12 protein-coding genes are annotated in these 12308 nt (G+C 44.0%); all 12 read right to left on the reverse strand.

Going from position 1 to position 12308, the window contains the following annotated elements; genetic code table 11:
* Positions 1-6: 6 nt before the first annotated feature.
* The 12 genes from rnhB to frr all read right to left on the reverse strand — a co-directional run bounded on the left by rnhB (position 7) and on the right by frr (position 12237).
* Entirely contained in the window at positions 7-627 is a 621-nt protein-coding gene (rnhB, locus tag OCV56_RS12110) for a ribonuclease HII (RefSeq protein ID WP_048664587.1), read from the reverse strand.
* Positions 628-675: 48 nt separating this feature from the next.
* Positions 676-1872 (reverse strand): lipid-A-disaccharide synthase, encoded by a 1197-nt coding sequence (gene lpxB / locus OCV56_RS12115; protein WP_086715174.1) that lies wholly within the window; start codon positions 1870-1872, stop codon positions 676-678.
* A gap of 129 nt (positions 1873-2001) precedes the next feature.
* Positions 2002-2790 carry an acyl-ACP--UDP-N-acetylglucosamine O-acyltransferase gene (gene lpxA, locus OCV56_RS12120; protein WP_017632525.1) on the reverse strand — a complete coding sequence of 263 codons (789 nt, stop codon included), beginning with the start codon at positions 2788-2790 and terminating at the stop codon, positions 2002-2004.
* Position 2791: 1 nt separating this feature from the next.
* On the reverse strand, positions 2792-3244 hold the full coding sequence (fabZ, locus tag OCV56_RS12125; protein ID WP_048661224.1) for a 3-hydroxyacyl-ACP dehydratase FabZ: 453 nt from the start codon (positions 3242-3244) through the stop codon (positions 2792-2794).
* 93 nt (positions 3245-3337) lie between these two features.
* Entirely contained in the window at positions 3338-4369 is a 1032-nt protein-coding gene (gene lpxD, locus OCV56_RS12130) for a UDP-3-O-(3-hydroxymyristoyl)glucosamine N-acyltransferase (protein ID WP_086715176.1), read from the reverse strand.
* Positions 4370-4374: 5 nt separating this feature from the next.
* The gene (locus tag OCV56_RS12135; protein WP_017063367.1) at positions 4375-4875 is read right to left on the reverse strand and encodes an OmpH family outer membrane protein; all 501 of its coding nucleotides are present in this window, start codon (positions 4873-4875) and stop codon (positions 4375-4377) included.
* 27 nt (positions 4876-4902) lie between these two features.
* A complete protein-coding gene (gene bamA / locus OCV56_RS12140; protein WP_086715179.1) occupies positions 4903-7308 on the reverse strand; it encodes an outer membrane protein assembly factor BamA in 2406 nt (801 codons plus the stop codon).
* A 48-nt stretch (positions 7309-7356) separates the two neighbouring features.
* Positions 7357-8715, reverse strand: coding sequence for a sigma E protease regulator RseP (gene rseP / locus OCV56_RS12145; RefSeq protein WP_086715182.1), 1359 nt, complete (start codon positions 8713-8715; stop codon positions 7357-7359).
* Positions 8712-9920 carry a 1-deoxy-D-xylulose-5-phosphate reductoisomerase gene (ispC, locus tag OCV56_RS12150; protein ID WP_086715184.1) on the reverse strand — a complete coding sequence of 403 codons (1209 nt, stop codon included), beginning with the start codon at positions 9918-9920 and terminating at the stop codon, positions 8712-8714. Before ispC ends, rseP begins: the two co-directional genes overlap by 4 nt.
* Positions 9921-9970: 50 nt before the next feature.
* Positions 9971-10813 (reverse strand): phosphatidate cytidylyltransferase, encoded by an 843-nt coding sequence (locus OCV56_RS12155; protein ID WP_086715186.1) that lies wholly within the window; start codon positions 10811-10813, stop codon positions 9971-9973.
* A 15-nt stretch (positions 10814-10828) separates the two neighbouring features.
* The gene (locus tag OCV56_RS12160) at positions 10829-11581 is read right to left on the reverse strand and encodes an isoprenyl transferase (protein WP_086715188.1); all 753 of its coding nucleotides are present in this window, start codon (positions 11579-11581) and stop codon (positions 10829-10831) included.
* A gap of 98 nt (positions 11582-11679) precedes the next feature.
* Positions 11680-12237: a ribosome recycling factor gene (gene frr, locus OCV56_RS12165; protein WP_026084234.1), complete on the reverse strand. Its 558-nt coding sequence runs from the start codon at positions 12235-12237 to the stop codon at positions 11680-11682.
* Positions 12238-12308: the final 71 nt, after the last annotated feature.

Genomic DNA, 12308 nt, shown 5'->3' on the forward strand with positions numbered 1-12308 from the left:
TAAAGCTTAATCGATACCAAGGATGCGTTTTACTGGCTTAAAGCTCTTGCGGTAATGTTCGGTTACACCATGTTGCTCAATCGCTTCGAAATGCGCTTTGGTCGGGTAACCCTTATGTTTAGCAAAACCAAACTCTGGATGAAGTTTATCAAGCTCTTCCATCTCTTGGTCACGGACGACTTTTGCAATAATAGACGCCGCACTGATTTCAGCCACTCGCAAGTCACCTTTAACAATAGCAAGGCCATCCATCGGCAGCTCAGGGACACGGTTACCATCTATTAGCGCCATATCAGGTTGAACGCTCAACCCTGCGATAGCTCGCTGCATAGCAACCATAGTCGCTTGCAGGATATTCAACTCATCAATTTCTTGTGGGGAACAACGGCCCACAGACCACGCCAAAGCTTTCTCTTTGATTTCAGGAAGCAACGCGAGGCGCTTTTTCTCAGACAGTTTTTTTGAATCGTTTAAGCCTTCGATTGGATTATTAGGATCGAGGATAACCGCAGCAGTCACCACATCGCCTACCAATGGCCCGCGCCCTACTTCATCCACACCAGCAAACAACTGGTAACCTTGCGGATATTCAAACGGAGGAAGCTCTTTTTTCTCTTTTACTGCCATAACAATTCTCTTTGTAACTAATAAGTCAGTGCTTTATGGAACTACACTTTATGATTCAACAAACTCTCGACCGATCAATTTCAGCACCGCGTTGGCGGCTTGCTTATCAGCATCTTTACGGATCCAGTGATGCATCTCGGTAAAACGTTCGATCAATGCACTGTTGTCGGCTGATAGCATTTTGTCGACAGATTGGAACAAAAAGTCTGGGTGACACTCTTCAAGAATATGCTCTTTCACGATCTCTTCACCCGCCAAAATATTCGGTAGTGATACGAACTCAGTGATTGCTAACTTCTTCACAATGTAGCCCGTCAGCTTATTCACTTTGTAGCCAACAACCATTGGACGCTTCAGTAACATACACTCAAGAGCCACTGTGCCTGAAGCCAGAAGCACAGAGTCAGCAGCGGTAATCACGTTGGTTGCCGTATCTTCAACTAACGTGAATTCAAGCTCAGGCGCTGTTGCTTGCCAGATTTCAGTAAACTGCTTTTTGCGCTGCTCATTCACGAGCGCAACAACAAAATTGATATCAGGGTATTTTTGCTTAATGCGCTGGCACGTTTCGATAAATGGTTGAGCGATCAAACCCATCTCACCACCTCGACTGCCCGGCAATACGGCTAACCACTGTTTGTCTTGCTCTAAGCCTAACAGCTCACGTGCATCTTGTTTGCTTGGTTCTAAAGGAATTGCATCAGCCAACGTGTGGCCAACAAATTCACAGGCAACGTTGTATTTATCGTAAAACGCTTTCTCGAATGGCAGGAAGGCCAAAACCAAGTCGGTGGCTTTGTCGATTTTAAAGATACGCTTAGGACGCCAAGCCCACACTGAGGGGCTCACGTAATGAACCGTTTTAATACCCGCGTTCTTAAGATCGAGTTCAAGTCTTAGGTTGAAGTCAGGCGCATCGATACCCACAAACACATCTGGCGGGTTTTGAGTGAAATACTTTACCAGCTCTGCTTTCACTTTTAATAAGCGAGGTAAACGGCCAAGTACTTCAACTAAGCCCATGACAGCCAGCTCTTCCATCTCGAAAAGAGACTCACAACCAAGCGCCTTCATTTTTGGTCCGCCAATACCCACGAATTCAGCGTTCGGGTACTGCGATTTGATTGCTTTGATAAAACCTTCGCCAAGCGTGTCACCAGAGAGTTCTCCGACAACGATACCTACGCGTAGTGGTTCATTCGAAACAAAGTCCGTGCTGTTGGTTGCTGTTTCTTGCTGTGCCATAGTTTTCCAATTCCCTTCTTGCCTAAAACAAAAAAGATCGCCTAATGATTAGCGATCTTTTTGTTATACCAATCTGATTAAGTAATTATTGTCATACTTACGCGGATTGGTACACAACCACATCCAGTATTAACGAATAATACCGCGCTCAGAGTTCTCTAGCATTTCTAGCATAGGAGCCACCGAAGTAAACTCTTTCGCCATTTCGACTAAAGCCGCTTTCGCTTCTTCAAGTGTTTTACCTGAACGGTATAACTCTTTGTACGCTTTCTGTAGTGCACGAATTTCTGGTTTCTCAAAACCGTTACGCTTCAAGCCCACTAGGTTAAGGCCGAATGGAGCAGCATGGTTACCCTGTGCAAGTACGTACGGAAGTACATCTTGAACAACAGCAGAACAGCCGCCAATGTATGCGTAAGCACCAATTGAACAGAATGGGTGAATCGCAGACAGTGCCATAACACCAGCGTAGTCGCCCACCGTTACGTGCCCGCCAAGAATCGCGTTGTTACCAATGTGAGTATGGTTACCAACAATAACATCGTGCGCTACGTGAGCATTCACACAAAGTAGATTGTCGTCACCAATAACAGTGGTTGCCTTGTCTTGAACCGTACCACGGTGGATTTGAACCGCTTCACGAATCACGTTGCGATCGCCGATCACAACCGTCGTGTCTTCGCCGCCGTATTTCTTATCTTGGTTTTCTTCACCGATAACAGCGTGTGGGAAGATGCGGTTTTCTTTACCAATCGTGGTGTGACCTTTGATCACAACATGCGACATGATTTCTGTGTCGTCGCCAATGGTCACATTACCAGCAATGTAAGTGAAAGGCCCAACCGTCACGTTAGCACCGATAGTTACATCACCTTCGATTACTGCTGCCGGGTGAATTTTCGCTGTTTCATGAATCATATTAAAACTCTCTACGAGCACATTTAAGTTCAGCTGAACATACAACGTCGCCGTCAACTTTTGCTACACCATTAAATGATGCAATGCCACGACGCTCTTTTAAGAATTCAACTTCGATAACCAGTTGGTCACCAGGTACTACTGGCTTACGGAATTTTGCTTTATCAACACTTGCAAAGTAGTAAAGTTCGTTACCAGAAGGCGCACCAAAAGATTTAAATGCTAGAAGACCTGTTGCTTGTGCCATTGCTTCTAAGATCAACACGCCTGGGAATACAGGAAGTTGTGGGAAGTGGCCTGTGAACTGAGGTTCGTTAACAGAGACATTCTTAATCGCAGTCAGTGTTTTTTCTTTTTCAAAGCTAGTCACACGATCAACCATTAAGAATGGGTAGCGATGAGGTAATAGTTCCTGAATTTCAGTAATGTTCATCGTTGTCTGTTCAGTAGTCAAAGTCGTATTCCTATATATATTCTTTATTTAATTAGAAGGATTATAAACGAAAAAGACTCGCTGTACGCGAGCCTTTTATTAGAAATGCTGGAATTATGATTCCGCGCTCTTCTCGATAAGTTTTTCAACGGTTTTCAAACGCTTATTCATTTCATCAATTCGATGAACACGCGTTGCTGTTTTACGCCAATCTTTGTTTGGCTGTAAAGGAATACCCGAAGAGTACATGCCTTTCTCAGTGATGCTGCGCATTACCATCCCCATTCCGGTGATTGTAACGCCATCAACGATTTCAATGTGACCATTAATCACACACCCACCACCAATAATACAGTACTTACCTATCGTCGTGCTGCCTGCGATAATAGTACCACCCGCAAGAGCAGAACCATATCCGATGTGAACATTGTGAGCAATTTGAAGTTGGTTATCTAAGATAACGTTATCTTCAATGATTGTGTCATCTAATGCACCACGGTCAATGGTGGTACACGCGCCGATTTCTACGCGGTTACCAATGCGAACAGAACCAACCTGCGGGATCTTAACCCACTCACCTTTTTCGTTCGCATAGCCAAAGCCATCAGAGCCGATAACCGTGCTTGATTGAATCAAACATGCTTCGCCAATCACAACTTCGTGGTAAATGCTCACATTAGCCCATAGCTTAGTGCCGGTGCCAATTTTTGCGTTTTTACCAATGAAGCAGCCCGCGCCGATGATCACACCATCACTGAGGACCACACCAGACTCAATCACAGCGTTCGCACCAATAGACACATTCTGCCCTATGGTGGCATCACTAGAGATTGAAGCAGAATCAGCAATAGCCGCTGCGGGTGCAGGAGTAGTATCAAGCGCTTGAGCAACCTTAGCAAAAGCAACGTAAGGGTCACTGACCACAATAACGTTAGTCTTACACAGTTCACGCTCACTCTCTTTAACCATAATAGCGGATGCTTTACAGTCACCTAGGTGCTTGCTGTACTTCACGTTAGAAAGGAACGTAATGTTACCTTCTTGCGCTTTATCCATAGGAGCGACTGATGAAACGGTAATCGTACCGTCTCCATGTAGCTCTCCCCCAGTAATCGTTGCCAATTCGGCTAAAGTCAGGTTCTTCATAAAACTTATTTCAGTGATTTAATTACTTGCTCAGAAATGTTGTATTCAGGCTTACCATATTGTAGAGCTTGAATATCAACGATCATGTCGTAGCCTTCTTTCTCTGCAACTTTAGTTACAGCATCTTGTATCACCTTGAACAGCTTTTGCTTTTCTTGTGCTTCACGACGTTGACTTGCTTTTTCTAGTGCTTGAGCTTTGATTTTGTACTTGCTGTCTAGTTGACCGACTTCGATACGAAGCTTCTCAACTTCCTCAGGACCTAGCAGCTCGCCATCACGCTTGAGCTTTTCAATCTTCGTTTTCGCTTCAGCTTGAATACTCTGTAGTTCAGCTGCTTTGTCTTTAAACTCTTCCTGCATTTTTTGAAGAACAACTTCACGCTGAGGTAGAGCCTGGAATACTTGTGCAGTGTTTACATAACCCACTTTTTGCGCAGCTTCAGCAGCTGTTGCAAAGAAAGAAGAGCTAAGAACTACAAGGCCTAAACCTGCTGCTTTAATCACATTTTTCAAAATATTGTCCTTTAAATATTAGAAAGTTCTACCAATAGTGAATGTGAAGAATTCTTCATCATCACCTTCGTAAATTTTAATTGGTTTCGCTAGAGAGAAAACCAGTGGGCCCATCGGTGACATCCATTGAAGAGCGGCACCATAAGATGAACGGTAGTTCGTTGGGTCAGAGTAATCGTAGTAATACTGATCACCACTGTTTGGTCGATTGCGGTCTACAAACTCTGTATCCCATACACTTGCCATGTCGAAGAAGACACTGGTTCGAATCTGGCTGCGGGCTTCATCGGAAGCAAACGGTGTAGGTACGATTAACTCTAGACTTGCCAAGGCAACCGCATTACCACCTACTGAATCATCCGTAGCGGTATCGTAGGTTGGGTTATTACCCGTGCTGCTACCATAAACGGCTTTCGGACCTGCCGAGTTAGAGCCAAAACCACGTAGGGTTGTAAAACCACCCGCGTAGTAGTTCTCGTAGAATGGGAACAAGTTATCGTTACCATTCGTTTGACCATAGCCATTACCATAGCCTAATCGACCACGCATCAATAGTGTGAACTCATGCTTTTTGGTCAGCGGGATGTAATGTTTTACATCGTACTGCATTTTGAAGTATTGAGCATCAGAGCCTGGTACCGTCATTTTAGCGAAAGCACGTTGGTGGTTACCTTCTGTTGGGAAGAAACCACGGTTCAAATTGTTACGCGTCCAGGAAATATTGATGTCGAAGTCATTGGTTAAGATGTTTTCGTCACCGTATTGGTCGATACTTCTCGCGAACTGTTCAACCTGAATATAAGTCGGTACATTACCTATCTTGTTGTGTGTGTAGCCAACACCAAACTCGATACGGTTCAGCTCATCCATAGGAAAACCCCATGTTAAGCTAGTACCATAACTTTGGTTTGTATAGTCGACGATACCCGCTTCAGATGCTTCAAACTCGTTGTAGAAGATCTTACCGCCCAAACTCACACCATCTAGGTTCCAGTATGGGTCACGGTAGTCTAAGCTCACGTTCTTTTGATAATCGTTCATCATGGCACTTACGCCAACACGGTTACCAGAGCCCGCGAAGTTGTCTTGTTGTAAACCGACTTGGAAGCTAACACCCGATTCAGTACCGTAGCCAACACCAAAATTGATGCTGCCCGAGTTTGCTTCTTTAACATTGTAAACCAGATCTACTTGGTCTTCACTACCAGGTACACGCACTGTTTGTACATCAACCGTTTCAAAGAAACCTAAACGGTTAAGACGGCTCTTACCGGTATCGATTGACTTAGAGTTAAGCCAACTGCCTTCCATTTGACGCATTTCACGGCGCAATACTTCATCTTTCGTTGAGTTGTTACCCGTGAATCGAATGTCACGAACGTAGATACGGCTACCCGCTTCTACATTGATAACGAGTGAAACTTCTTTCGTCTCGTCATTGAATTCTGGAATAGTACGAACTTGTGGGTAAGCATAACCAGCCTCACCAAGAATACGTTTTACGCCTTCTTCTAGTGAAGTCACAGAGGAGCCGTTATACGTATCGCCATCTTCAAACGGTACTAGTGCATCAAAATCAGCCTCACGACCAATCAGTTCACCACGGAACGACACATCTTTAACGGTGTAAGCTTCGCCTTCATCCAGGCCAAGAGTGATATAAACACCTTTCTTGTCTGGAGAGATCGCAACCTGAGTTGAGTCCACCTTAAACTTAAGGTAACCACGGTCAAGATAGTACGATTTCAGAGCTTCAATATCACCCGCTAAAACTTGCTTCTGGTATTTTTCATCCGCAAGGAAGTTCCACCACGCAACGTCTACGTTGAGGTTAAAACGGCTAAGCAGGTCAGCGTCAGAGAAGACTTCGTTACCGATAAAGTTGATTTGCTGAATCTTAGCGGATACGCCTTCAGTAAACACAAACTTAAGATCAGAACGGTTACGTGGCAAAGGAGTCACAACCGCTTTTACTGTCGCGTTGTACTTACCAACACTGTAGTAAAAATCTTCAAGGCCTTTCTCAATGTTACTCAGCGTAGTACGGTCAAGGGCTTCACCTTCGCGAACACCTGATGCATCGAGGTTCTGCTGAAGTTGCTCTTCTTTGATCGCTTTGTTACCCGAGAATGAGATGCTTGCGATGGTCGGTCGTTCTTTCACTTGAACAACTAAAACGCCTTCATCGCGAAGGACTTTAACGTCCTCGAAGTTACCTGAAGCATACAGTGCACGAATGATCTCGGATACATCGCTTTCATCAACTTCATCGCCAATACGCACTGGCATTTTCAGTAGAGCAGCACCAAGTGCAACACGCTGTAAACCTTCGATCTTGATATCTTGAACTACAAAGTTTTGTGCTCCGTTCGCAGCCACACTAGTGGCCAATAGACTTGCGAACAGAATTTGCTTAATCGCCATACTTATTCTAATTATTCCTTGCTACTACCAATGCCTGTGAGAAACCATTCACAGACGAGTAAAATCATTAAATATTGCCAGAGCCATCAAAGAGAAGAGGATTGCCCCTCCCACTCTATATCCCATTTCCTGAACTTTCTCAGGTACCGGTTTACGAGTAACGGCCTCAATAGCGAAAAACAGCAAATGTCCGCCATCAAGCATAGGCAGCGGAACCAAATTAATAATCCCTAAGTTAACACTAATCAAAGCCAAAAAGCCCAAGAAGTAAACCAGACCATAATCGGCGGTTGTACCTGCACCTTTAGCGATTGATATAGGGCCACTCAAGTTGTTTAAACCAACATCACCAACGATGAGCTTCTTAAGCATTGTCAGGGTCAAACCAATGATTTGACCTGTTTTATCAAATGCTTTTTCTACAGACTCAATTACACCAAATTGTAACTCAAAGCGATAATCTTCTGGCCATTCTGCGACTTCCGGAGCAATACCTGCATAGCCGATTGTCGAACCATCAGAGAGAACTCGACTTTTTGGTGTCATAACCAATGACTGCTCAGCACCATTTCGCAATACGACCAAGTCCAATGATGTCATTGGATTTGCACGAATTAACTCAACAACCGACTGCCACTGCTCAATAGGTTGCCCATTAATCTCAACAATTTTATCGCCTGCTTCGAGACCTGCATCGTATGCAGCGCCATCATCAATGATTTGAGCCAGTACGGTCGATATCTCTGGAGAATACGGCCTAAAGCCCAGCGTTGTCATTGCTGATTCAGTTTCTGGGTTGAACGACCAGTCTGAAATATCCAATGTCATTTGTTGCTCAAAGCCGATGTCGTCTTGCGAAGCAACCGTCACTGTCATGGATTGATCACCTATGTGTGATATCAAACCCATATTGACTGATTCCCAATCTGCGGTTTTGATTCCTGAAATAGATTTAAGTTCCATTCCAGTTTCAATTCCGGCTTGTGCAGCAATAGATTGAGGAGTGACTTCACCGATTACAGGCTTAACCGCTGGTACGCCAATCAAAAATACTAGCCAATACGCAAAGACGGCAAAGATAAAGTTAAACGCAGGACCTGCACCGACTATCGCCGTTCTTTTCCACAATGGCTTTTTATCAAAAGCGTATTGTTGTTCGTCTTCAGACAGGTCGTCTACACGACCATCAAGCATCTTTACGTAGCCACCCAGTGGAATCACTGACAAGCTGTACTCTGTGCCATCACGGCCAACTTTACTCCAGATTGATTTACCAAAACCAATCGAGAATTTTTCAACTTTCACACCACAACGACGAGCAACCCAGAAGTGTCCAAACTCGTGAACAGCGACCAGAATGCCAAGCGCTACTATAAAAGATGCGAAGTTCCACAGAATTCCACTCATGCTAGCTGCTCTTTAATAAATTGAATGGCTATTTGACGAGACATATTATCGAGCTCGAGAAGGCTTTCCAAGCTATCTAAGCCCTCAGAGTTATGTTGTTCACATACTTTGCTCATAACGTGTTCGTTAATGACAGCAATATCGGTAAACTTCACTTGATTGTTCAAGAAAGCATCGACCGCAATTTCGTTTGCCGCATTAATGGCTGTTGTCGCGTGCTGACCTAAGTAGCACGCTTCAATCGCTAATCTCAAACAAGGGTAACGACTAAAATCTGGCTCTAAGAAGGTAAGCTCACCCACTTTCGTAAAATCTAAAGGCTTAACACCCGCTTCGGTACGATTAGGGTAAGACATCGTCAAAGCAATTGGCGTTGCCATGTCCGGCTCGCCCATTTGAGCAAGCACAGAGCCATCCTTGTACTGAACCATAGAGTGAATCACAGACTGCGGGTGAATAATGACTTTCAACTGTTCCTGAGAAGCATTAAATAGCCATTTAGCTTCAATGTACTCTAAGCCTTTATTCATCATAGTCGCTGAATCGACGGAGATCTTAGGCCCCATAGACCAGTTAGGATGTGCAATCGCTCGTTCTGGTGTTACCGACTCTAGCTCTGCAACGTCCGTATAACGGAAAGGGCCACCCGATCCAGTCAAAAGGATATGGTTGATTCCGTTATCTTCTAAATCACATCGGCCAAGGTTAGTTTGTACATTTTGAGGCAAGCATTGGAAGATAGCATTATGTTCACTATCAACCGGAAGTAGCTCAGCACCGTACTTTTCTACAGCATCGATAAACAACTGCCCAGACATTACCAAGGCTTCTTTATTAGCAAGCAAGATACGCTTACCAGCCTTAACCGCAGACATAGTAGGAAGTAAACCGGCTGCACCAACAATCGCAGCCATTACCGTATCCGCCTCTTCTAGAGAAGCAACATGGCACATGCCTTCAGTGCCTGAAAGTACTTTTACGTTAGGGAAACTAGCGGACAACACATCAGTCAGTTGAGACGCAGCATCAGGGCAAGCCATAGCAACATAGCTTGGTTGCCACTTTTCAACGAGCGCCAGCATCTTTTCAACATTCGAGCCTGCAGCCAGTGCAACCACTGAATAGAGATCTGGGTTTTGTTCAACGACTTTTAGTGTACTTGCACCAATTGAGCCGGTAGCGCCAAGGATAGTTAGATTTCGCATCACATATGACCGTAGAAATATAATAAAGGGCAGAATCACTGCCCTTTTTATTAGAATGCTAAATAAAGCAGAGCAAAGACAGGGAATGCAGCTGTTAAGCTATCTATTCTATCAAGTATACCACCATGACCAGGAATCAGATTACTGCTGTCTTTCACTCCAGAAACACGCTTAAACATGCTTTCTACGAGGTCACCAAGAACAGAAATGACAACGGTCACAAGGGTAATAACAATCATGTGAAGAGGACTTGTAAATTGGATGTCAAACAAATCAGCAAATATCCAAGCCACGATCACCGCAGTAATAATGCCACCAATAAGGCCTTCAATTGTCTTATTTGGGCTCACCGCTGGTGCCATTTTGCGCTTACCAAAACTCTTTCCTGAAAAATAAGCGCCGCTGTCCGCCGCCCAAACGAGCAAGCAAACAAACATCACCAATTTTGCACCGTGGTAAGGATCAACATCGATACCGTTAGCACGCAGGATAACCACACTCCAAAAGAATGGCAGCAGAGTTAGCACACCAAAGGCGTGACGAAGAAAAGAAGAGTCTTTCCATGCAGGCATAGACTTAGGATAAGTCACCGCCATGCCACTCGCGATTACCCACCAAATCGAGCCTATCGTTAGAATAGCATAGTGAGCAGTAGACAAGTTATTAAGGCTAAATGCATCAAAGGGGATAAAAGCAAAACTTGCAGCACTTACCACAACCGTTGGGATCAACGCTAAATAACGCGATTTGCTTTCAACAAATTGAGTCCACTCCCAATACCCCAATAGCGAGATAACCGCTAATGAAAGAATAAACGTGGGAAGTGATAACTCGAAAATTCCTAGGATAACTAGGGGAGCCAAAATCAACGCTGTAATAATTCGTTGTTTCAAACCAAAAAATCCTTATTAACTGTCCATCAGAGCTTTAATTTGTTCACCGGTACATCCAAAGCGACGCTCACGGTTAACAAACCAAGTCACAGCTTCTACTAAGCTGTCTTCATTAAAGTCTGGCCAGAATTGTTCAGTGAAATACATTTCGGCGTAAGCCAACTGCCAAAGCATAAAATTACTAATGCGGCATTCGCCACTAGTACGGATAAGCAGATCAACTTCAGGAATATCGGCCATAGTCAGGTGTTGTGTAATCATAGCTTCATCAATGTCTTCTACATTAATATCGCCAGACTTTACCTGTTGAGCAATAGAGGTCATTGCTTGTTGGATATCCCACTTACCGCCGTAGTTAGCTGCAATATTAATAACCATACCGGTATTGGTGCTAGTCAAAGCTTCCGCTTCTTCTATCTTCTTTTGTAGTCGATCATTGAAACGACTTTTATCACCAATAACACGAAGTTGTAGATTATTTTTATGAAGCTTTTTTACTTCACTCGACAGCACTGAAATAAACAGTTCCATCAAGATACCGACTTCTTCTTCAGGGCGACGCCAGTTTTCGCTACTAAATGCAAAAAGAGTTACTGCTTTGATGCCAAGTCTGGCTGCAGAAGAAATGGTTTTACGAACGGCTTGAACACCGTTTTTATGACCAAAGACGCGAGGCTTACCCTGAGCTTTTGCCCAGCGACCATTACCATCCATAATGATAGCAATGTGTTTAGGAAGAGAGTCTGTGAACGCTTGAGAATTATGCATAAAAGAGTGAATCAAATTCTAATAGTCGAACAGAGTAGCATAAAAAAACGCTGCACCGTGAGTACAGCGTTTTTCCGGAAAGAAAAGAATAGGGAAAATTAAACTTCCATCAACTCTTTTTCTTTAGTTGCTAGAACTTCGTCTACGTTCTTAACCGCAGCGTCAGTTAGCTTTTGAATTTCGTCTTGTGCTTTACGATCTTCATCTTCAGAGATTTCTTTATCTTTAAGAAGCGCTTTTAGATCGCCATTTGCGTCACGACGGATGTTACGGATAGCAACACGGCCACCTTCAGCTTCGCCACGAACGATTTTAACTAGGTCTTTACGACGCTCTTCCGTTAGCGGTGGAAGTGGAACACGGATAACCGTACCAGCAGACATAGGGTTTAGACCTAGGTCAGATGTTAGGATTGCTTTTTCTACTAGAGGAGTCAGTGTTTTATCAAACACTGTGATAGCTAGTGTACGTGCATCTTCAGCGATAACGTTAGCTACTTGAGTCAAAGGAGTTGGAGCACCGTAGTACTCAACAGTAAGACCAGAAAGTAGGCTTGGGTGCGCACGACCTGTACGAATCTTTTGCAGGCTGTTTTTTAGTGCATCAACACTTTTTACCATGCGCTCTTGAGCGTCTTTTTTGATTTCGTTAATCACAATTTCACCTTGATTATGTTCTTTCTTCAAGAAAGCTTTTTATTTGGAGTGATAAGGATAAGCTTACCGAA

The organism is Vibrio gigantis (genome assembly GCF_024347515.1).
GTDB lineage: Bacteria > Pseudomonadota > Gammaproteobacteria > Enterobacterales > Vibrionaceae > Vibrio > Vibrio gigantis.